Below are 24,493 nucleotides of genomic sequence, written 5' to 3' on the forward strand. Positions count from 1 at the left end.
GAGCTATCAGTCTTATGGTACAAGACGAATTCGATTTGATTTACAGAAAGAGAATATTTGGGTGTCACGCCGTTACATTGCTCGGGTGATGAAAGCCTTATTGCTGGTATCAAAATACACCGTTAAACGTTATCAATCTCATACTACGGAAGTGAATGAAACCGCCACAGAAAACCACCTGCAACGACAATTTGATGTAGGTGATAAAAAACAAATTGTTGTTGCGGATTTAACCTATATTCAAGTTAAGCAACGTTGGAACTATTTATGTGTTTTAGTGAACTTATCCGATAGGCAAATTGTCGGTTATCATGTTGGTCAACATAAAACAGCAGAGCTTGTTATGTCGGCATTAAGTCAAATTAAACTGCCATTATCAAAATTGGATTTATTTCATTCAGACCGCGGTAAAGAGTTTGATAATCGGTTATTAGCGGATTGTTTTAAGACATTTAATATCACGCATTCATTAAGCAAGAAAGGGTGTCCATATGACAATGCGGTAGCGGAAGCGACATTTAAAACAATTAAAACGGAATTTGTAAAAGGCCAACGTTTCAACTCAACAGCTGAGTTACAACGCGCTTTTTCGGCTTATGCTTATTGGTATAATCATAAACGATTACATTCTTCGTTAGGCTACTTGCCTCCCGTTGAATTTAAAAAACACTTACCCCTTAATTTTTTTGTTTGAAAATGTGTTGCCATTCCAGATTTAGTGTAGCCGATCCAGGAAAACCCCTTAGGGTTGCGCAGTTGTGGCAAAGCCACAAAACTGCGCCGCCCCTACCGCCACCGACGCTGAAACCACCGCACCAATCTATTTTATTCACCAAAACAAAAAGAAATTATTTTTCACTAAAAATCAGTCAGAAAAGATGATGATTTTATTAAAGTTTTCTTAACTGTTTTTTTACCGAAAAACACTCCACACACACTGGCAATAAAGCCACAAAACCTTTATACTATATAACAGTTTTTAGTATGACAAATGGCATACTAATATAATTCGTTCTTTAACATCATCAATTGGAATAAATTTATGCATCCGATGCTGAATATTGCTATTCGTGCTGCTCGTAAAGCAGGTAATGTAGCCATCAAGGCTTATGAAAACCCTAGTTCAATCGAAATCGAAACCAAAGGCGCTAATGATTTTGCCACTAATACCGATCGTGCGGCTGAAGCTTTGATTATTGAAACAATTAAAAAAGCTTATCCTGACCATACTATCATTGCCGAAGAAAGCGGCTTAGCTAAAGGTAATGATGCCGATACTCAGTGGATAATTGACCCAATTGATGGTACGACCAATTTTATTAAAAATATCCCTCATTTTGCAGTGTCTATCGCAGCTCGGGTTAAAGGTAAAACCGAAATTGCTGTTGTTTATAATCCAATGAGTAATGAGCTGTTTACGGCTGCTCGTGGTAAAGGCGCCCAACTTAATGGTTATCGTATTCGAGTTAGTAATGCGAAAGATTTAGACGGTAGCGTGCTAGCAATGGCTTTTCCGTTTAAAGCTAAACAATATAGCGATAGTTATTTTGGCGTATTACAAAAATTATTTGTTAGATGTGGCGATTTTCGTCGTACTGGTTCTGCCGCTTTAGATCTTGCCTATGTTGCTGCAGGTCGTTTAGATGGCTTTTTTGAAATTGGCTTAAAACCATGGGATATTGCTGGCGGTGAGTTGATTTTGCGTGAAGCAGGTGGCGTTATTACCGATTTTGCAGGTGGCAATAATTATATGGTTTCGGGCAATGTTGTTGCGGGTAATCCTAGAATTGTTAAGGATTTATTAGTTTCTACTCAAAACGAGTGGCCCGAAAAATTACGTAACTAACGTTATCTTTTTTATTTCCTCTTATTTTGATCGCAAGTTAAATTCTTGCGATCTGTCTAGTATTTTTCTGCATTGTTATTAATTTTGAGTATATACTAATCAATAATCGTATAAAAATTAAGGCTGCATTTTATGAAGACAATACAATATCATCTTAATATTGAAGGAATGAGTTGTGCCTCTTGTGTTAGTCGTGTAGAAAAAGCAATTAAAAAAGTTGATGGTGTAATTGATGTCAGTGTTAATCTGGCAACTGAGAAAGCAACTATTAATGCAGATACTCATGTTAAACTTGAAGCATTAATGTCTGCGGTTGATAAAGCGGGCTATCGTGCTATTAAAATTTCAGATCAACAATCAGGTGCAAAGAAAGTTAACAAACAAGCATCTATTTGGCCGATTGTGATTTCTGTTATTTTGGCCATTCCTTTTGTGTTACCTATGTTATTAGAGCCTTTTGGGTTTCATGTGATGATGCCAGCTTGGTTACAACTGGTTATTGCATCTATTGTGCAATTTGGACTTGGTGCTAAATTTTATCGAAGCGGTTTTAATGCGGCTAAAGCGTTGTCGGGTAATATGGATTTATTAGTGGCCATTGGTACTAGTGCGGCATATGGGTTATCAGTTTATCAGCTTATCATGGGTAATGATGAGCACCTTTATTTTGAATCTTCAGTTATTATTATTACCTTAATTTTGCTTGGTAAGTGGTTAGAATCAAGAGCTAAACATCAAACAACACAAGCAATTGAAGCCCTGTCTGCGCTACGCCCTGATGTTGCTTTAGTAAGGCGTGATAATCAAGAAATAAGTTTACCCATTAACCAAGTTAAAGTGGATGATATTGTTATTATTAAGCCTGGAGAGCGTATTCCAGTTGATGGCGTTGTGATTGAAGGTGCATCTAGTAGTGATGAATCAATGCTAACAGGTGAGAGCTTTCCTGTAAATAAAGCCGTTAATGATGTTGTTACTGGCGGTACAATTAATGGCGAAGGGTTACTTATCGTTAAAACTACAGCGATTCAAGCAGATTCTACTTTATCTAAAATCATTGAAATGGTTGAATCTGCTCAGGCTAAGAAAGCACCAATCCAACGAGTTGTTGATCGCATCAGCGCTATTTTTGTGCCAGTGATTTTATTGATTGCACTTGTTACGTTATTGGCTTGGGGTGTGATATCGCATGATTGGCAACAAGCATTACTCCATGCGGTGGCTGTGTTAGTGATTGCTTGCCCTTGTGCATTAGGCTTGGCAACACCAACAGCAATTATGGTTGGTACAGGAGTGGCTGCTCGTCATGGTATTTTAATTAAAGATGCCGAGGCATTAGAAACACTGCATAATATTAATATGGTTGCATTTGATAAAACAGGCACATTAACCATTGGTAAACCAGAATTAGTTGAAATGGATGTTATGGGTAGTGAGACGCCCGATCAAATTTTATCGCTCGCAGCATCGTTACAAGCAGGTAGTGAGCATCCACTTGCTAAAGCTATTTTAAGTAAAGCTAAAGAGTATCATTATGCTCAAAATATTACTTCGGTAGCTGGTTCAGGAGTGATGGCAACCGTTGATAACACCGAATATTATTTAGGTAGTTTGCGTTGGATGAAATCATTAAATGCCTATTTTGTTGGTATGGACGATAAAATTAATCAGTTATCGAGTAAAGGTTATACCATTTCATTTTTAGCGAAACAGCAATCAGAAGGTAATGTGGTGATATTAGCACTCTTGGGTTTTGCCGATGTAATAAAGGGGGAAGCCGAAAAAGCTATTCAAGCATTACATCAGTTAAATGTAAAAACCGTTATGTTAACTGGCGATAATCAGAAAGCAGCTAATTATGTAGGGCAGCAGTTAAGCTTAGATAAGGTTATTGCTGAAGTATTACCGCAAGATAAAGCAAACTATATTTATCAACTACAAAAAAGTGAAGATATAACTGGCAATAAAACAGTGGCAATGGTAGGAGATGGTATTAATGATGCTCCAGCCTTAGCGGCTGCCGATATTGGTATTGCTATGGGCACAGGCACCGATGTGGCTATGCATGCAGCAAGTATTACTCTAATGCGTGGTAATCTGTTTTTGATTGCTGATGCGATCGATATTTCGCGCCGAACCTATAATAAAATTAAACAAAATTTATTTTGGGCATTTTTCTATAATTTAATTGGTATTCCGCTAGCGGCATTGGGATTTTTAAATCCAATGATAGCTGGTGCCGCTATGGCGTTAAGTAGTGTTAGCGTTGTAACCAATGCACTTTTACTTAAACGTTGGAAGGCAAAATCAGAAAACCAATAATATAAGATTTTTGTTTTGAATTAAGGAGGCTCTAAGCCTCCTTTATATTGATTAGAAGACAAATTAACTTAATTCATTCTACAAATAAGCGTACATTCTTGTTAAAAAGTTTCAGGTAACATGGTGTTTGAGTATAAAACTTATCAAAAAAAGTACGTCCAATATTGTTAAATAGTAATAATAAACAAGATAAATATGCCTTATTTTGTTTACTGAATTATTTTAGGGTGGTATCGATCTAATAGCATGTTATTGAATTTATTTTCTGGGTCTAATTGTGCTTTAAGTTTAAAAAAGCGATCTGCTTGTGGGTATGCGCGCTGAAATTGTTCACCAGTTGCATGTAATTGATACGGTAAATAATAACTTCCACCCTTTGCTAATACTGCATCGATTAATTCTCGTGTCCAGATTCCTACTTTCTTTTTGCTTTGTTCATCAGTATCTTGTTGATAATAAATAACAAAAGCAAACACTTCGGTTTTAGCCCATGCTAGTAATGAACCGCTATCAGGATTTGCATGACGAATCGAAATATTAATTACATTAGCCTGATGTTTTTTTAGGATAGCAATTAATTCAGGATAAAAATCCTCAAACCGCTCTATGGGGATAAAATACTCCTGTAGAGCAAAACTTTTATTTTTGCTTTTAATTGGCTGTAAATTCGACACATCATAACTGGCTTCATAATTACGCCACATTACTGGTTGTTTTGTATAATCTATATCATCATACAATTTACGTAAATGCTTGCCTAAATTTGATGAGGCGACAATTTTTATTTTTTGTTCCTGTTCAAACGAATATTGGTCGGTTGGGCGTAATCTGTCCAAAATAGTCAATGGTTCTTGTGTTTCTTTAAAAGTGACAGCACGAACTTCTTCAAAATCAGGTGGGTAAATTACTGAGTTGTGGAATATGGCACTTTTGTCAGAACGAATCTGTTGCATAAAATATGGGTAATACTTGGCAATTGGCATAACATCGCTAATGCGTTTTACTTTAACATTATCAACAAGTCGCAAAGTGACTTCTGTAATTACGCCTAATCCACCATAACCGCCGATAGCGCCATAAAATATATCTTGATTTTCTTTTGGACTGGCTTCGACAATAGCGCCATCAGCTAGGACAATTTTGAACTTCTCAACAGATAAAATCATAGGGCCTTCTCCAATATAACGCCCATGCACATTTACACTAAGCGAACCACCAATACTAAAATTGGCATAGCTTTGCATGATTTTTACCGATAAATTGTAGGGATCAATCAATTCCTGTACTTGACGCCAAGTTGCGCCTGTTTCAATGGTTAAAATTTTCTTCTCAGGATTGAAATCAATCACATGGTTGAGTTTTTGTGTATCTATTTGAATTCCATTGTTTATTGCTGTTTGTCCACCCATGCTGTATTTGCCACCAGCTATACTAATTGGACCAGAGGTATTTTTAACTAGTTCAGAGACCTGTTGAGTCGATTCTGGTTGCATAACCGCAGATGCTTGTACTGGTGTCATACCTGTAACATCATTTACAACGACAGCTTGCGCTTTTAGTGGTAGTAGTAAGAAAAAACAACAGCTCAATAAAGTTAATTTTTTCATTATAAGTTATTATTTATTTTGGATATATTAAAAATATGATTCTATCTATACAAATTAAATAAATCAATGCTTCTATAATTTTTATGTGCTTATTTTTGAATAAAGTAGTATGGGAAAATAAACAGCAGTGGTGAAAATCTTAAAAAGTGAGAAAATAAAAATGAGTCATAACTACCTTATTAATCAAAAATTCACCAAAGCAGCCTACCCACAAACAAATGGAAAGTCGAAAGAGTAACACGAACTTTGAATTGCGATGTGGCATAATCAGCAAATATTTAGCGATTCAAAAGGTAGAAAACAAAAACTTGAACGCTTTATTAATTTTTATAATATCGCTAAACCGAATAAAGTGATTTTTGGAAAAACACTTTATGAGTTTTTAGAGGATTATTTTAACCTATGAAGTGCAAACAACTCGGCGTTTTTCTATAGATTATTCCATATCTCAATTCTAATTTCGTATCACTCTATAAAACGTTTAACCCAATCAGTGATAGTCATTTTTTCTTTATGAAAAGGCGTTATATTTTATATTCATTACAATCGTTTCCAAATTATTGTAAAAAACTTGAGTGATTTCTATATGGTATGGGTTTTTACTTATTTAGCTAGGATTTGAAACTAATTACCGCTAAAATACGACGCAATTGTGTTGGCTATGGGATAAATCAAAAATAAACCGATGATACTTTCATGCCAAAGTAAATGAGTTAACGAGGTTATACGTTGTGATTACATCTGAAGAGATTAAAAGTCGGTTATGGGATGGAGCCAATGAGCTGCGTGGTTCGATGGATGCCAGTCGTTATAAAGATTATATGTTAGGTTTAATGTTTTATAAATTTTTAAGTGATAAAACATTATCTGCATTTAAAACGATGACAACCCGAGATGAGATCACGCAGTCCGAACTTATCGCCAACTATTATAATGGCATGGCTGAACGTGGTCCTCAATTAGAAAGCATGCTGCAAAGAACACTGGGTTATTATGTTTTACCGGAGCACCTTTATCAAACTTGGATTGAAGATATAAATAAAGGTAATTTTGAAGTACAAAAAGTAATCGACAGCTTAAATCACTTTGAACGGTCAATTGCCAATAGCAAAGATGCCGATGACTTTAAGAATCTGTTTTCTAATTCAACCTTAGATTTAACCGATACTGCACTTGGTAGTAATTTACATGAGCGCAGTAAAAATATTAAAGCCTTAATCTTATTATTTGCCGATCTTGATATGGTCGCTTTACAAAAAGGCGATGTATTAGGCGATGCTTATGAATATCTGATTGGTAAATTTGCTATGGAAGCCGGTAAAAAAGCCGGGGAATTCTATACACCACGTCAAGTGAGTGAAGTAATGGCACAAATTGCCGCCAAAACGCCAAATATTCGTTCAATTTATGATCCAACGGTGGGGTCAGGCTCATTGTTACTAACTGTTAAAAAACATTTAACGAAACAAGCGCAACAAAGCTTAACCTATTACGGTCAAGAAAAAAATACCGCTACTTATAATTTGGTGCGGATGAATTTATTACTGCATGAAGTCAAACCCAATAAAATGACTATTAGAAATGGCGATACTTTAGCCCATGATTGGCCAGAAGATCCTGAGCGTCCTAGTGAGGGCGTCCAATTTGATGCGGTAGTCATGAATCCACCTTATTCAGTCAAAAACTGGAATCGCGCAGGATTAAAAGTGAGCGATCCCCGTTTTGAAATAGCAGGCGTATTGCCGCCTGATTCAAAAGGTGACTTTGCCTTTTTATTACATGGACTATTCCATTTAGGGCAAAGTGGCACTATGGCAATCGTGTTACCACATGGAATCTTATTCCGTGGTGCAGCTGAAGGTGAAATCCGCAAACGATTATTAGAAAAGAATTACATTGATACCGTCATCGGCTTGCCAAGCAACCTGTTTACCAATACAGGCATCCCCGTTGTGGTTTTAGTGTTAAAAAAGAATCGTCAACTGACTGATCCGGTATTAATCATTGATGCATCAAATACCTTTATAAAAGTCGGTAAGCAAAATGTCTTGCAAGAAAAAGACATCGCCAAAATTGTGGATACTTATGTATTACGTCAAGAGCAAACTGGCTATAGCCATTTAGCCACTCGTCAAGAGATTATCGCCAATGAATACAACCTCAATATCCCCCGTTATATTGATGCCATTGATGATGATATTGCTCACGACGTCGAAGGTCATTTATTAGGTGGCATACCACAGCACAATATTGAGCAACTTGCTGTTATCCGTGCCACCACGCCCGACTTATTGCAGTCGGCATTAGTGCCTGTGCGTCCGCACTATTTCACCTTAAAAGAAGAGATTAGCGAATTAAGCACTAAAATCTTAAATGATGAACGGATACGACAGCAATCGGCGCAATTAGCGCAGCAAACGCAAGCTTATATTGACAGCTATTGGTCACAAATCATTGCAGTTAATGATGCAGAGCAAATTCACCCGCTAATGGAAGCGATGTTAAACGACATAAAAAGCCTACTAGCTAGCTTTAATCACATTGATATCTATGACGGCTATCAGATTATTGCCGAAATTTGGCAAAATGCATTACTGCATGATATTGAAATTATTTCAGCACCTAAAACTAATTTTTATACCGCAGCACGTAATCGAGTACCGAATATGGTCAACAAAGGTAGCGGTGCTAAAAAACGGTCTGAGCAAGACGGCTTTATTAGCAGCCTAATTCCAAGCGAATTAATTGCCCGTGAATTATATGCCGATGAGCTAACCAATATCGACAACAATAAACAGCAAATCCAAACGCTAGAAAGCGAACTTGCGGATCTTATTGAAGCGGCCAAAGTCGAAGACAGCCCTGAGTACGATGCGCTGTATGAATCGTTGAAAAAGAACGATGACGACGAACCGCTCGATACATTTGATAACAAAAAACTCAAAGAAGAGTTAAAAAATACCGCAAAAGAGGCGGAAACTTATCCATTACTGAAAAAAACCGATAAATTAATCAGCCAAAAATCGACATTAAGCAAACAAGTTAAAACGGACGAACGAGCATTAAAAGAAGCGGTACAAGAACGGATTTTAAGCTTAACGGATCAAGAAATTGACACACTAATGTACAAAAAATGGTTTGGTAATACCATTGCGTTACTGAGCGAATTAATTGAAAAACCGATTAAAGCCGAATTAAAAACCCTACAAATGTTAAACGAACGTTATCAAGATACCTTAACTTCGATTGATAAAGAGATCGAACAACTCGAAACCGAGTTACAAGCAATGATGCAAGATCTGGTGGTAACGCAATGAGTCAAAGTAAAAAATTAATTCCTAAGCGGCGGTTTAAGGGGTTTGAGGGTGCTCAAATGTGGGAAAAACTTAGACTTGGTGATCATGCTATTATTAAAGGAAGATTAGGATGGAAAAGTTTAAAACAGGAGGAATATGTAGATCAAGGACCAAGCATGATAGCAGGTAAACATATTACTGAAGGTATCATCAATTGGAATAAAGTTGATCATATTCCACAATGGCGTTATGACGAATCACCTGAAATTATGTTAAAAAATGGAGATATAATTTTTTCAAAAGATGGTTCTTTAGGTAATCCTGCGTTAATAACAAACTTAAATAGTTTAGCAACTATTAACTCTACAATGATGTTAGTTAGATTAAAAAAGAATATTAGTTCAATATTCTTTTATCAGATAATGTTGAGTAGCCAATTTAAAAATCTTATTAGATTAAAAGTATCGGGAAGTAGTATACCTCACTTATTTCAGGCTGATATGACTGAATTTAAATTCAATACACCTGAAGTGAATGAACAAATCCAAATAGGCGAATTTTTAAAAAAACTTGATAACCTTATTAATACTCAACAAAAAAAACTAGAAAAAGCCAAAACCCTAAAATCTGCCTATCTGACGGAAATGTTTCCGAATGAAGGGGAATTAAAGCCTAGATTGCGGTTTAGTGGGTTTAGACTGGCTTGGGAAAAATATCAACTAGGTGAAGTGGCTCATTACCGGAGAGGCGCATTTCCTCAACCTTATGGTTATGAAAAATGGTATAATGGGAATAATTCTCAGCCCTTTGTACAAGTAGTTGATGTTACAAATCAACTCAAATTAGCGCATAAAACAAAACAAAGGATTAGTAAATTAGCACAACCTTTTAGTGTTTTTGTTCCAGCAGGTAAAATAATAGTTACTCTTCAAGGTAGTATCGGTCGTGTTGCTATAACTCAATATGATTCTTATATTGATAGAACATTACTAGTTTTTGAAAATTTTATTAAAAAAATTGATTTAACTTTTTGGGCATATACTATTCAACAATTATTTGAAATAGAGAAAAAAAAAGCGCCAGGTGGAACTATTAAAACTATAACCAAAGAAGCTCTATCAAATTTTTATATTACGCTTCCAACAGAACAAGAACAAACCAAAATCGGTAATTTCTTTAAATTACTTGATGATAAAATCGCCCTAGAACAAAAAAAATTAGATAAATTAAAAAACATCAAACAAGCTTATTTAAACGAAATGTTTGTATAAAAAGGAGTTAAGGAATGAGTCAGGTTGTAAAAGATGCCGCAGAAAAAACCTTTCAAGAAAACTTTGTTAAAGAATTAGAAATATATAAATGGCAGGCGCCTGACTTTTTAGATGGTAATCGACGTAAAGTAACGGTTAATGATTTAGTCACCCACTGGCGGAGTGAACTTAATCGGCTTAATGCCGATCAACTTGAAGGTGTTGAGTTAACCGATAACGAATTTAACCAAGTAATGGCAAAAGTTAACCAACTACAAAACAGCTACCAAGCGGCAAAACTGCTCGCCATGGAAGAGTCAAAAGGCAAAATCGATGGCATCTATCGCGATGATAACCCGCTTGTCACGCGCAAACAAATCACCTTAACTATCTTTAAAAAACCCGAGGTGCGTGGCGGTGATTCCTGTTATCGCATTGCCCGCGAAGTGCAAACACCTAACGGTAACCGTTTTGATTTGGTGCTGTTAATTAATGGTTTACCGTTAATTAATATCGAACAAAAACGTACCGATAAAAACCTTGACGAAGCATTCGAACAGTTTAAGCGTTATTATCGAGATGGCGAATATAGCAACAATTTTATGGCTTTTTCGCAAATGATGGTAATAAGTAGCGAAATCGAAACCCGTTACTTTGCCACGCCCAAAACAATTAATGACTTTAATCCTAGCTTTGTGTTTCATTGGGCGAATAAATCAAATCAACCGATCAATCATTGGCAGCAAGTAATAGAACAATTTTTAATGATCCCAATGGCGCATCAAATGGTGGGCGACTACCTAGTCATTGATGAAGCCAAAGAAGAAGAAAACCGCCGACATATGCTAATGCGCCCTTATCAGGTCTTTGCTTTGCAAGCGGTAGAAGGGGCGGCATTTGGTTGGGATAATCCCGATAAAAAACCACATGGCGGCTTTGTTTGGCATACGACGGGTTCAGGTAAAACCATTACCAGCTTTAAAACAGCTCTATTTTTATCGACCCGTGCAGGTTTTGATAAAGTGGTCTTTTTGGTCGATCGGCGTGAACTTGATAGCCGTACCAGTGATAACTTTAAAGCTTATGCTGCTTTTGAACCAGTCACCGTTGATGATACGCACAGCACCGCGCAGCTTAGAAAACACCTTAGCTCGCCACACAATGGCATTGTGGTAACCACTATCTTTAAACTGCATAATTTGGTTAAAGCCCTTGAAGAGAGCAAAGATAGTTGTTTAGCTGATAAAAAAATCGTCTTTATTGTTGACGAAGCACACCGTTCCACCATGAAAAATATGATGGGCGATATAAAAAACCATTTTAAAATAAATGGGTTATTTTTTGGGTTTACTGGCACCCCACTATTTGATGAAAACAAAGTGAAAGGCAAAATAAACGAAAACAGCGAAGTGATTAACACCACCGAAAAGTTATTCGGTCCTAAATTACATCAATATACCATTGATGAAGCCATTGCCGATGGTAACGTGCTTGGATTTCATGTTGATTACATCAATACTGGCGAATTTAGCAGTTATGACGATTTACGCGATAAGCTTATTGAGCGTATAAAAATCGAAAAGCCAGAACAATCCGATCGCGAAATCGTCCGATTAGTACATAGCTGGAGCGAAAGCGAAGTTGAAAAGCAAGCCATTGATAAATCGCTATTAGTTTATCATGATCAAACTCATATACCACAAGTGGTTACAGAGATTTTAAGCAACTGGCAAGCGCAATCGCAACAGCAACAATTTAATGCTATTTTAACCGTCGCTTATAAGGAACGGGTGATTGCCTATTATCAGGAATTTAAAAAACAACTTTCAAGCCAACAGCAAAAAATCAATATTGCCATGACCTTTAGCTTTGGTAACGAAAATGATCCGGATAATGTCGATCCCGAAATTATCAATACCATGTTTAATGATTACGCTGCATTTACTGGCATTAAGTTTATAGCAGGTGATAAAAAACATGGTGAACAAGCCTATTTTGAGGATGTGGTCGAGCGTGCTACCCGTGGCGGTAGTGGTCGTAATAGTAAGAATATCGATTTAGTGATTGTTGCTGATCAGCTATTGACAGGCTATGATTCTAAACGACTCAATACTCTTTATGTTGACCGCACCTTAAAGCTACAAAATTTAATTCAGGCTTATTCACGCACCAATCGCGTGTTTGGTTCTAGCAAAGAGTTTGGCACAATTGTAAATTTCCAAACCCCACGCCTGACCGAACAAATGGTTAACCAAGCCCTTGAGCTATATGGTAGTGGTGGTGGTAGTAGCAAAGCGATTGTTGAAACCTATGCCACTGCTGTGCGAATTTTAGCTAACGATTTGGAGCAATTAGTTTTAACCTTAGCCGATCCAACCCAATGGCAATTAATTCAACATGATGATAAAAAACTAACTGAATTTAGCAAAGCATTTAAAATAGCGGCTGATCAGCTTAATATTGTCCAACAATATTATGAATATCAATGGGATAATGCCACTTTTGGTATGACCGAGCACCGTTGGTTGCAATATGTTGGCGCATTTAAAAACTTAACCGCTAAAGAAAGTACCACTAAAACGCCAACCATTGTGCCCACTTTAATTGGTAAAACCAAATTAGCAGGCACACAGGTGATTGATGCTGCGCATATCCTTAGCTTAATTGGATCTAAAGTGTCGCATGTTGATGGTGTACAAACCATTAACGACGAAACTAGGCGCATTATCTACGAACAAATTCAAGAATTAAGCCAAATGGGCGAAGATCAGCAAGCAAAAATATTAAAGGAATTTGTCGATACCGAATTATTAACCGGTCGCCTATCTAGCCAAGTCCATTTTGATCAAGCATTTACCAATTGGAAAAACGATAAAATCAAACATGCTGCAAACGAATTTGCTAACGAATGGGGTATTGATAGCAAGCTATTATTACAAGCAATAACTGAGTTTGAACTATCAAAATCGGACATTGTGCCTTATTTTGCTGAAATTATTCAAACAATTGACTTAAGCAAAGCGAATAAAGATATTGATAACTTATTTATGCTAAATTTAGCCTTACATGACGAACTTCCACGTTGGATGACCGAGATTAAACAACAATTTAACTGATTACTTTTAAATAGATCCAAACCATTAAAGTAAGGTTAATTAAAAACGGATAATTATTTATGGCTTACTATACCAACATCTTTTCACCCGAAACGTATCAAGCTTTTATGAATTCAGATAAAACAGTATCTGGTTTTCGGGTTCGACAAAAATTATTGGCAGAAAAAGTAAAAGCTGGGGATATTTTTATTTGTTATCTCACCCGACTATCTCGCTGGTGCGGGCTGCTTGAAGTGGTTGATGGTCCTTATGAAGATAGCACGCCCCTTTTTTTAGCATCGGATGATCCTTTTACTATCCGTTTTCATGTTCGGGTTAAGGTGTGGTTACCATTAACCCAAGCCATTCCTATTTATACTGACCAAATATGGCAACATCTTTCTTTTACCCAAGGCATTGAGAAAAACAGTAAGGGTTGGACTGGATTGCTGCGTAATAGTTTAAATAAAATTAATGAAAAAGATGGCAAGTTATTAATGCACTGTCTATTACAGCAACATGACATCGCCGCTGATTATCCCCTTAATGAGCAAGATCAAAAGAAATTAAAAACCCATACTGTCAATCGAACCGATAAAGTGGTTGAGGTTTCGGTTCCGAGTGATAATGAACTGGTCGATGATGAAGCCCCAAACCAAACAACCCCAGAAGTACGCGAATCGATCAAAATGCAGGCGTTACTTGCCCAAATTGGTGCCTGTATGGGGATGAAGATTTGGCTACCGAAAGCGGATCGCAGCCGGGTATTAAAAGAGTGGAAAAAAGGCACCGAAGCATTATTAGAAAAATTACCACTTAATTATGACGAAACCACCTTAAGCACCATTGAACAAATTGATGTGATTTGGTTAAAAGGGCGCGCTATCACACGCGCGTTTGAAGTCGAACATACCACTTCGGTTTACTCTGGTATTTTACGCATGGCGGATTTACTCGCCTTACAACCCAATATGAATATTAATCTCCATATTGTCGCCCCAGACAGTCGTCAGGAAAAAGTATTTCAAGAGATCCGTCGCCCTGTATTTTCGTTACTAGAAAGTGGGCCATTATCGGAGCGTTGTAGCTATATTCCTTACAGTAATTTAAAAGACCTTAGCAAAGTCAAACATTTAGACCGTATGACTGATGCGGTGTTAGAAGATTATACGGAGCATGAGGAATTGTAAAAATCGATAATACCTGTATTTAATATAAACTAAAAAAGAGCGGTAGTTGATCATCTATAAAATGCAAAACAACGTGCTTTTATTGGTTATCTGATAACAAAGAATTCATCAACAAAGGTAAGGTCTAATGTTGTTAAATAGTGATAATAACCAAGATACATTTCATCTTTATAAATTTTTAAACACATTTGAAAAACGGGTTCATTATAATCTCCCGTTAAAATCACACTTAAGCTTTCATGAAAAGTAAGTGTTTGGGTCTCTTGTTTAGTATTAAGTTCTAATTCTGTGTAGTGATCATTAAGAATATGTTTTAAGTTTGTCATAGCAACTTTTTTTAATTTAGTATTGATTAATTCAATATCTGTAGATTTTAGATAATCAAATAGTAGCATTATGTTGATCACTCCTCGATATTTGTTAATCATTATATTAATGTTAATGGCTTTTGTTTATTTATCTGAGTGTACTGAAATACTGATGTAAAAAAATCAGTGTGTTACTTATCAAAATTGCTCAGGTAGAGTATTGATTTTATTTAAGTTTTTATCTTGATTTTTTTATTAAAATCCTATGGTTATAAAATTATTGCTATTTTCAGTGTAGTTGGATTTTGCTGTCTTTGGTTTTGGAGGAGACTAAAATTTTTGTTAAAAACTTTCAAGTGAATTTGTGTTTATGTAAGAAAATAATCTAGATCCCCTCAAGAATGTTTAAAAATGTGGCGTTTAAGCTAAATAGGTATTGCTTTATTATTTTATTGCTATAATATAGCCACTTCTTTGACGCGGGGTGGAGCAGCTTGGTAGCTCGTCGGGCTCATAACCCGAAGGTCGTTGGTTCAAATCCAGCCCCCGCAACCAATTTTAGCTAGTCCGTAACAACGCCACAGTACTCCAAACATTACACTTTATCTTTATACCATTACTATTTTTATACCATCACTATTTCGATTTTGGCACCGCTAGCAATGTAGATACTGCTTCGCTAATGCGTCTTGCTATGTAGCTATTGTTCATGGTGTATAAGTGAATGCCATCGACATCTTGCGAAACCAAATCAACAATCTGATCGATTGCGTAAGCAATACCGGCATCACGAAATGCTTCTGGGTGGTGTTCGTATTTTTCCATCATTTGTTTGAATTTTTTCGGTAAATTTACCCCACACATCGATACCATGCGCTCAATTTGGTTTTTATTGGTCACTGGCATGATGCCTGCTTCTATTGGAACATTAATGCCAATATCGCGAGCTTTATCTAAAAATGTATAAAAATAGTCATTATCAAAAAATAGCTGTGAAATAAGTTGATCGGTACCTGCATTGACTTTTTCTTTTAGGTGGATCAGATCTTGTTTTAGTGTTGCTGCTTCAAGGTGTCCTTCGGGATAGCATGCACCAATCACGTTAAAATCACCGTTTTCCTTAATGAATGTCACCAGTTCGCTAGCGTATCGAAAATCATCTTTGGGTTGTACATTTGGGCTGATGTCACCACGCAAAGCGAGCACATTATCAATTCCTGCACATTTAAGATCGTGTAGGATTTTTTGCATTTCAGCTTTATCAAAATTGATCCCCGGCAAGTGAGCGACGCTTTCAATGCCATAAGTGTGTTTGACTGAGTGGGCAATATCAATGGTGGTTTGACCATTTAAGCTACCACCTGCACCATAAGTGACACTGATAAAATCAGGTTTAAAATAACCAAGTTCACGCAATGTACTATAAATTGTTTCTAGAGGTGAGGTTTTTTTAGGGGGAAAAACCTCAAAGGAGAATACGGTTTTTTTATTAAATAGTAGATTTGTTTTCATTTGTTTCATCCATTGGTTATGTCACTCATTTCCTTTATTGACACTTCCGCCGCCCAAATAGGCGGCGGAAACGTAAGGCTATGAACAAAGCCTGATTTGTTAATAAAAAACTCAACGACTTTGTAAAAATAGTACTTAGTTCAGTGTTTTTCTTACTTCTAAAGTGGCTTGTACTAAATGTTGTAAGCTTTCAACCACTTCTTTTTCGCCACGAGTTTTTAAACCGCAATCTGGGTTGATCCACAATTTTTGGTTATCAATCTTCGCTAGTAACTTTTCAATCGTTGCTTTGATTTCGGCTACTGGTGGTACACGTGGTGAATGGATGTCATAAACCCCTGGTCCTACTTCAGTTTTGAAGTTGTTTGCATTAAGTACGTCAATCAACTGCAAATTAGAGCGAGAAGCCTCGAACGAAATAACATCAGCGTCCATTGCATCAATATCTTTAATAATGTCAGCAAATTCGCTATAACACATATGAGTATGAATTTGCGTATCTGCTTGCACTTTGCTATGTACCAATCTAAACGCAGGGATCGCCCAATCAAGGTATTCACTGTTCCAATCGGCTTTACGTAGTGGTAATTTTTCTTTTAATGCCGCTTCGTCAATTTGAATGATCTTAATACCCGCTGCTTCAAGATCTAATACTTCATCACCAATTGCTAATGCTATTTGGAATACCGATTCTTTTTGAGAAATATCTTCTCGTGGGAACGACCAATTTAGAATAGTCACAGGTCCTGTTAACATACCTTTAACTGGTTTGTCTGTCAGGCTTTGTGCATATTTTGAATATGCAACAGTAATCGGTTTTGAGCGTGAAATATCACCCCAAACAATTGGTGGCTTAACGCAACGAGTACCATAAGATTGCACCCATGCTTTTTCAGTAAACACAAAGCCATTTAAGCTTTCGCCAAAATATTCGACCATGTCATTACGTTCAAATTCACCATGTACTAACACATCAATGCCAATTTCTTCTTGTAATTTAATACACTGCGCAATTTTTTGTTGATTAAACTCAGTATATTCGTTCAGGCAAATTTCACCTTTTTTGAATTTAGCACGATTTAAACGTACATCAGGTGTTTGTGGGAATGATCCAATAGTGGTTGTTGGTAATAGTGGCAAATTAAAGGCCTTTTTCTGCGCTGCTTCACGCACTGAAAATTCAGGTAAACGAGTAAAGTCCGAATCTTTTAATGCGGCCACTTTTTGGCGTACAGCTTGATTTGCGCCTTCACGCTCACGAGTAAATAATGTTTGGTTAGCTTTATAAGCGGCATTATTTTCAGGATTTGCATCCTTAACTAATTGACCAAGTTCAGCAAGTTCTTGTAGCTTTTCTTGTGCAAAAGCAAAATAAGCACGTTGTTGAATAGTTAATTTGGTCTCATTTTGCAATGTATAAGGAACATGCAGTAATGAACAAGAAGTATTGATTACAATATTTGCGGCTTTTTGTTTGATTTTACCAAGTAATGCTAAGGTTTTTTGGTAATTGTTTTTCCAGATATTTTTTCCATTTACCACACCAGCAAATAAGACTTTATCGGCAGGGAAACCATTGTTTTCAAGTAAAGCTAATGATTGTTTACCTTCAACAAAATCAAGACCAATACCATCAAAAGGTAAAGCGACAAGTTCTTTATAACAATCACGTACATCACCAAAATAAGTTTGTAAAACAATCTTAGTTTGTCCTTTTACCGATAAAATCGCTTGATAAAGTTCGGTAAATAAAGCGATATCGTCTTTATTTAGGTCAGTGACTAAAATGGGTTCATCAATTTGGATCCACTCAGCGCCAAGCGTTGTGAATTTTTGGATGATGTCTTGATAAGCTTTAATAATATCAGCTTTAAAATCAACAAGCTGTTTTTTACCTAAATACTGCGCTAATTTAAAAAAGGTTAATGCACCAATCACAACCGGCTTGGTTTGTACACCTAACGCTTTAGCTTCTTGATATTCGTCAAAAGGTTTAGTGCCTGTTAACTTAATTTGTACTGAATCTTCAATTTCAGGTACTAAATAGTGGTAATTGGTGTTAAACCATTTTTTCATAGCGAGTGCTCGCACATCGCCTTTTTCACCCTGATAACCACGTGCCATCGCAAAATAACGGTCAAGTTCAGGTAAACCTAAATCTTGGTAACGTTTTGGAATAACATTAAGTAAACACGCTGTATCTAACACCGCATCATAGAATGAAAAATCATTAGATGAAATAAAGGCAATTTTTTGAGCCGCTTGTTGTTTTAAATGCTCAGCTCGTAGCGCTTTAGCTTCGTTTAATAATTCAGCTTGTGTTTTATTACCTTTAAAATAGGCTTCTGTTGCAAATTTAAGTTCACGAAGCTTACCAACTCGAGGATATCCAATAACAGCAGTATTCATTTTTATTTCCTTTTTATCGACTTTCTTTAGTGATAAAGAAGATAACAAAAAAAACAGATATTGAATAATTCTAGTTTTTTATTGGTTAATATAGTTTTTAACTATAATTGATAAAATAAAAAATCCCACTATAGTTAAATAGTAGGATTTAGTATTAAGTGATTTAACTTAAATTATTGACGCCACTCGCCACGAATAGGTCTTGAAAAATGAGCAAGAACGGCAATCATACAAATTTCAATTGAAACGCCCCAATAGATATGACCCAAAATTTCGCTCCAAAGCTCATAGCCATTTAAATTCCATAACCAACCAACAGTACCTTCGGCATCATAAGCAGGATGACGAAAGCCAAGTAATGGAATTAAAAAACCATGCATAGAGATAGTAATAATCGTGCCATAAACTGCGCCATACCATAGTCGGATTTTGTTGCAATAATATGCACCAGCCACATAAACAAAGGCAAAAGCAAAACTGAATAACCAGTGATAAAGCGTTACCGCACCAGAAACAGTTGCTGTTTGATAAATATAATCAAGTGAATGAGAATCAATTCCAAGCCAGCCAAGCCATGCATCAATATGTGCAGCTGGAGGCGAAATTTCACCCGGGACACGAGGAGGCATATTAACCTCGGATCCCCACTTAACTAAAGCACTAATAAAACCACCAATGATTGTTGTCCAAATAATGACTTGACGATTTGTTTTATTTCCAAACATACTGAGTTTTCCATAATTATAATAAGAAGTGTATAAATTATACTCCTGTGTAATTTGGGATAAAAGAAGAATAAGTTGGGGGAGGTGTAAAAGTTATTGTGAGGAGTGGTGGTGATTATTTATGGGGCATTTTGTACCGATTTGAAGAGGGTGGTTTACAAGAGGTATTTCTATACTATACAGTGAATAAATAATTGAGCATAGCAATGCTATATTGAAGGTAAAGATGATATATACATGTGTTATTGAGTTATAAAACGATATTAGCTTATTCTCATAAAACTGATTACCCCAGTATTTTTTCTATAGCGTAATTTTTTAAGTTAGTTTTTTAGTAATTATGGAATAAAGCAGAGGAAGCTGAATAGTCTTAAATTTATAGAAGTACTAATTTTAAGTGCCTATAAAATAGGCGCTTAAATTATAATCACTTTTATACTTCTACTTCTTTTGGATACAAAGAATCGTCTGGTATCTCAATATCAATACTTTCTAACAATGCATTATATTGGTTTATATCTTCTTGAACTTTTTTTATTATTGCGATGGCTGATTTTTGCATTTCAGGTTGATCTATAATAATCCCACCTCTTTCTAAAACGCCACACAGATGAGAATATTCGTTATGCACTCTATCGGTCATAAATACATAAAGATCATCACCCCAAAAACTTTTCAGTACTTGGGTTGTTCCATAAGATGGAGATGGAAATTTGTAAAAAGTATAAATTTCTAAAAATTTACGAGCATAATTACCGAAGTTATAAAATAAATCATAATTACTATCATCAATATTTTTCACGGTTGCACATTTATAGATTTTTCCAAATAAAAAATTAAATTCTGTTACAAATTCTCTCAAGTACAAAGGCATACGTCTTATTGTCGAAATACGATCATTTCGTTCAATTAAATAGTAACTACATTTTTTATTTCTATTTTCTTTATCAAGATTTGTTAAATACTTTAAAAATTCTAAGCTATGAGTTGAAATAAATAATTGCTTATATTTTTTATTTTTACAAATTCTTTTCTGAATTAAAGAAAAAATAAAGAAGATATGGTTACTATCTAAACTACAGATTGGATCATCTATCCAAATAATTGGGTTTTTATCTTGCTCAAGATCATCTTGGATTTTTGTTAAAAAATAACAAAAGGCAATAAGACTACACTCTCCTTCACTTAAATTATGTGCTTTAATACCATTTCGTTTAATTTCAAATTTGATAATTTTATTTTGAGGATCATCTAGTTCTTTTGCTTCTAGACTCAAAGCGTTATGACCAAAATCATGTTGTAGTATTTTATTAATACGATTACAAGCCTCTTGTTCAGATTTCAGTTTATTTTCTTCTAACTTAATTTCGTTGAGAATACGATCCTTTTCTTTTATGTATGATTGCAATTCATTTTCTAATGGTGGAATAGCAGTCTTAAGCTTTTCTATTTCAGCTAATTTATCGATATAATTGATATCTTTTAAAAAATTATAAACATTATTTAAGCGTAGATGATCTTTCGCTACTTTTTTTTGATGATTTAAATTGGCTGTTAATTCAATATGCTTTTGTCTAATGTTTTCAATCTGTTCTAGTTTTTTTGTTATTGCCTCAGAATAATCCGCTGGGGGTGAAAATTCCAACACACTAAATAACTGTTCTTGCTTTTTCGTTAAGTAAGATATAAGAATATCTGATGATTGGATTTGGTTTTGTAAAAGTCTTGAAAGTTCTGTTTTTAATTCATTTAACTCAGGATGAAAATTTTCATAAAAAGCATTTACATCAATATTAACAGTCATAGAAGCTTTTTCTTTTTCTAAATATTCAATACCTTTTATAATACGTTTTTTCAATTTTGTTGACTCTTCATCAAAGTGATTACGTAGAGCCTCTAAACGCTTGGTAGAAATACTATTTGAGCAAAAAGCGCACATATTTCTTTTTTCATGGTAATGCATACCCTCTTCAACCCATTTATTGAGATGACCATTATTAACCAATTCCTCTATTTTTCTCGATTTTCCAATTTGAGTGTTAAGTATCTCTTTAACTGATTTAATTATCGTTTGGTAATTGATTACAAACGAAGGGATCTTATTAGGAGTTTCTTTTTCTACTTGTAAAATAAGTTTTTCATATGAATATTTTTGGTTTTTATCTAATGATTTATAAGTTGATTTTAAAACCTTAGGTATATCTTTTCCTTTTAGTTTTGTAATAGTATAATTTTGATCACCATATTTTTCAGGTTGTTTTCTTATAGAATCTTCACTTTTTGTAGCTCTATCTGAAAGTAATTTATCGAGTTCTTTTTGCTTATCGGAACAAACATCCGTTGCCTTATTCAAATCTTTTTGTTTTTTTTTAATGGATAAATATATACCAGTTTCAGCATCTTGTTTATCTGTGCCAAGCTTATCGTTTAATTCTTGAATACGATTCAAAACTTTTTGGTTTTCGTCGCCTAAAGTAACTGAAAATGATTCAATATATTGTGAATCATCATAAATAAACTTTAAGTTTTCCTTAACAAAATCAGAGTTATAAACATAAATTGGATAAGAAAAGGAATCAAGCTCAGATTGTTTAATGGTTTTATTATTTTCTAAGCAAATTTCAAACTCAGGATTTTCATATTTATTAGAAATGTTTTTAGTTTCTAATGATCTAATTATTTTAGAAAGACTTGTTTTTCCAGAATAATTTCTACCATAAAAAATATTAATCTTTTTAAAATTATATATTTCTGTTTTATTATTTTGTAGATAAGCTAATTCATTATCCCATTCAAAATTTCGAAAAATTCCAAAATTCTCGATTCGTTTTATTTTTAAAATTTTCACTATTTTTGATCCTTATGTAACATTAAATTATTTTTCTGAGCAAAAATATAATTATTTCTAACCAAAAAGCGATGAAAAAACAATCTCTTTAAATTTATTACAACATTAATTAATGGTCAATATTTTATTTATTCAATATAAAACGCTCTTTATTATTAATTTGAGAACTGAGAATTATTATGGCTGTATGCCTTGAATGGGGGAAATGATAAAAATGATTTCATTCCGCAGACGTTATACATCAATTTTGATTAGTTGTTATATAAGCTAACACAATTAGATCAATATATGCCCATGGATGGAGACTCCCCTCCCAAAAAACAAAAACACCAATCCTGTATTTATTTACAGTGTTTTTACTGCTATACTGCCAATATTATAACTAGCCTTATGTATTAATTTATTATGATAACTCAACTAACTATTAATAATTTTGCTATTGTGGATCAACTTCTTGTCGATTTTACTTCGGGGATGACGGCGATTACGGGTGAAACAGGAGCGGGGAAGTCGATTGCTATTGATGCATTGGGATTATGTTTAGGTAATCGTTCTGATGCTTCATCTATTCGACATGGCGCTGATCGTGTTGATATTTCTGCAAGTTTTGTGCTTGATGATACGCCAGCGGCTTTTGATTGGCTAAGCGAAAACCAACTTGATGAGGGCAATGAGTGCATTTTGCGACGAGTAATTAATCAAGATGGGCGTTCTAAAGCGTTTATTAATGGTCGAGCTGTTCCTATTTCGCAATTAAAAGATTTGGGGCAAATGTTGATTCAAATTCATGGGCAACATGAGCATCAACGCCTGTTACGCAGTGATTATCAGCAGTTGTTGTTAAATCATTATATGAATGAATCAACACTACTTGCTCAAATGCATCAAGCCTATAGGCAATGGAAAGAGGCAACACGGGCTTACCAACAATACGAAACAACAAGGCAAGAGCGTGATGCGCATATGCAGCTTTTGCAATATCAATTAAAAGAACTTAATGAATTTTCGCCCATTGAAGGGGAGTTTCAACAAATTGATGAAGAGTACAAACGGTTATCTAATAGCGAACAGTTAATTAATCTAAGCCAGCAATCTGTCATGTTGTTAGACGAGGCAGACGACTATAACGTTAGTAATTTACTAAGCAGTGTGAAAAATAGTGTTCAAGAACTAACCTCGCTCGATCCTACGTTAAATAATGTTTATAACATGTTGGAAGAGGCATCTATTCAAATTAAAGAAGCAAGCGATGAGCTTCGTCATTATAGTGAACGTTTAGAGCTTGATCCTGCTCGAGTTATGCAACTAGAACAGCGGTTATCTAAACAGATTGCTTTGGCGCGTAAACATCATGTCTCGCCCGAAGAATTGCCAGATTTACATCAAACTTTGTTAGCTGAATTTAAACAAATTAATCAGCAAGATGAACAAAGTGAACAACTTAAAAATGATATTACTAAATACCATCAAATCGCCGTTGAAATTGCTACAAAATTGCATCAAAAAAGGTTAACGATAAGCAAAACATTAGCTAAAAAAGTGACCACTATCATGCATGACTTATCAATGCCCAATGGTCAATTTAGTATTGATGTTGCTTTTGATGAAAATCGATTAAATGAAGATGGTGCTGATCAAGTCACTTTTTTAGTTAGTACTAATGTAGGACAAAGCCCCCAACCACTGGCTAAAGTTGCTTCGGGTGGGGAATTATCGCGTATTGCTTTGGCAATTCAAGTTTTAACTGCGCAAAAAATGGATACGCCAGCTTTAATCTTTGATGAAATTGATGTTGGGATCAGCGGTCCAACCGCCGCAAAAGTGGGGCAACTATTAAGGCAGCTTGGACAATCAACTCAAGTAATTACCGTTACTCATTTACCACAAGTTGCAGGACAAGCTAATCAACACTATTTTGTTAGTAAACAAACTAATGGTAAAAAAACCACTACAGATATGCAAAAATTAAACGAAAATGGGCGATTAAACGAGTTAGCGAGATTATTAGGCGGCGATAAAATTACAGACGCAACATTAGCCAATGCGAAAGAGCTACTTATTATCTAACTTAATTGTGGTAATATA

General features: G+C 35.2%; 15 protein-coding genes and 1 tRNA gene. 10 read left to right on the forward strand and 6 right to left on the reverse strand.

The window, feature by feature from the left end; all coding sequences use genetic code 11:
* The 4 genes from A9G32_RS02125 to A9G32_RS02135 form a co-directional block, all read left to right on the forward strand.
* A partial coding sequence (locus tag A9G32_RS02125) for an IS3 family transposase (RefSeq protein WP_065640632.1) occupies positions 1-694 on the forward strand: 694 nt, incomplete at its 5' end.
* A 64-nt stretch (positions 695-758) separates the two neighbouring features.
* Positions 759-905, forward strand: a complete 147-nt coding sequence (locus tag A9G32_RS12930; protein WP_167370059.1) for a hypothetical protein — start codon at positions 759-761, stop codon at positions 903-905.
* 137 nt (positions 906-1,042) lie between these two features.
* Positions 1,043-1,846 carry an inositol-1-monophosphatase gene (gene suhB / locus A9G32_RS02130; RefSeq protein WP_065590228.1) on the forward strand — a complete coding sequence of 268 codons (804 nt, stop codon included), beginning with the start codon at positions 1,043-1,045 and terminating at the stop codon, positions 1,844-1,846.
* 132 nt (positions 1,847-1,978) lie between these two features.
* Positions 1,979-4,168, forward strand: coding sequence for a heavy metal translocating P-type ATPase (locus tag A9G32_RS02135; RefSeq protein WP_065639684.1), 2,190 nt, complete (start codon positions 1,979-1,981; stop codon positions 4,166-4,168).
* Positions 4,169-4,377: 209 nt separating this feature from the next.
* Here the strand turns inward: A9G32_RS02135 and A9G32_RS02140 are convergent, their stop codons facing one another.
* Positions 4,378-5,775 carry an FAD-binding oxidoreductase gene (locus tag A9G32_RS02140; RefSeq protein ID WP_065590226.1) on the reverse strand — a complete coding sequence of 466 codons (1,398 nt, stop codon included), beginning with the start codon at positions 5,773-5,775 and terminating at the stop codon, positions 4,378-4,380.
* A gap of 731 nt (positions 5,776-6,506) precedes the next feature.
* Here A9G32_RS02140 and A9G32_RS02145 point away from each other — a divergent pair.
* From A9G32_RS02145 to A9G32_RS02160, 4 genes are read left to right on the forward strand one after another with little or no spacing between them, the layout of a single operon-like run.
* Positions 6,507-9,092 (forward strand): type I restriction-modification system subunit M, encoded by a 2,586-nt coding sequence (locus tag A9G32_RS02145; RefSeq protein ID WP_065590225.1) that lies wholly within the window; start codon positions 6,507-6,509, stop codon positions 9,090-9,092.
* Positions 9,089-10,342: a restriction endonuclease subunit S gene (locus tag A9G32_RS13175; RefSeq protein ID WP_065590224.1), complete on the forward strand. Its 1,254-nt coding sequence runs from the start codon at positions 9,089-9,091 to the stop codon at positions 10,340-10,342. Before A9G32_RS02145 ends, A9G32_RS13175 begins: the two co-directional genes overlap by 4 nt.
* Before the next feature lie 14 nt (positions 10,343-10,356).
* A complete protein-coding gene (locus A9G32_RS02155) occupies positions 10,357-13,437 on the forward strand; it encodes a type I restriction endonuclease subunit R, EcoR124 family (RefSeq protein WP_065590223.1) in 3,081 nt (1,026 codons plus the stop codon).
* Between the two features lie 59 nt (positions 13,438-13,496).
* Positions 13,497-14,606, forward strand: a complete 1,110-nt coding sequence (locus A9G32_RS02160; protein WP_065590222.1) for a hypothetical protein — start codon at positions 13,497-13,499, stop codon at positions 14,604-14,606.
* 86 nt (positions 14,607-14,692) lie between these two features.
* Here A9G32_RS02160 and A9G32_RS02165 read toward each other — a convergent pair whose 3' ends face one another.
* Entirely contained in the window at positions 14,693-15,001 is a 309-nt protein-coding gene (locus tag A9G32_RS02165; RefSeq protein ID WP_065590221.1) for a hypothetical protein, read from the reverse strand.
* Between the two features lie 391 nt (positions 15,002-15,392).
* On the opposite strand from A9G32_RS02165, the gene A9G32_RS02170 reads away from it, so the two are divergent.
* A tRNA-Met gene (locus A9G32_RS02170) sits at positions 15,393-15,469 on the forward strand.
* An 81-nt stretch (positions 15,470-15,550) separates the two neighbouring features.
* On the opposite strand, the gene metF is transcribed toward A9G32_RS02170, so the two are convergent.
* The 4 genes from metF to A9G32_RS02190 all read right to left on the reverse strand — a co-directional run bounded on the left by metF (position 15,551) and on the right by A9G32_RS02190 (position 22,408).
* Positions 15,551-16,426, reverse strand: a complete 876-nt coding sequence (gene metF / locus A9G32_RS02175) for a methylenetetrahydrofolate reductase [NAD(P)H] (RefSeq protein ID WP_065590232.1) — start codon at positions 16,424-16,426, stop codon at positions 15,551-15,553.
* 135 nt (positions 16,427-16,561) lie between these two features.
* On the reverse strand, positions 16,562-18,835 hold the full coding sequence (gene metE, locus A9G32_RS02180) for a 5-methyltetrahydropteroyltriglutamate--homocysteine S-methyltransferase (protein WP_065590220.1): 2,274 nt from the start codon (positions 18,833-18,835) through the stop codon (positions 16,562-16,564).
* Between the two features lie 173 nt (positions 18,836-19,008).
* Positions 19,009-19,560, reverse strand: coding sequence for a YagU family protein (locus A9G32_RS02185; protein WP_065561279.1), 552 nt, complete (start codon positions 19,558-19,560; stop codon positions 19,009-19,011).
* 433 nt (positions 19,561-19,993) lie between these two features.
* Positions 19,994-22,408: an AAA family ATPase gene (locus A9G32_RS02190; protein WP_065590219.1), complete on the reverse strand. Its 2,415-nt coding sequence runs from the start codon at positions 22,406-22,408 to the stop codon at positions 19,994-19,996.
* 405 nt (positions 22,409-22,813) lie between these two features.
* Between A9G32_RS02190 and recN the strand changes: the two genes are divergently transcribed.
* On the forward strand, positions 22,814-24,475 hold the full coding sequence (gene recN / locus A9G32_RS02195; RefSeq protein WP_065590218.1) for a DNA repair protein RecN: 1,662 nt from the start codon (positions 22,814-22,816) through the stop codon (positions 24,473-24,475).
* The last annotated feature ends 18 nt before the right edge of the window (positions 24,476-24,493 follow it).

This window comes from Gilliamella sp. Gris3-2 (assembly GCF_001690345.1).
Classification (GTDB): domain Bacteria; phylum Pseudomonadota; class Gammaproteobacteria; order Enterobacterales; family Orbaceae; genus Gilliamella; species Gilliamella bombi.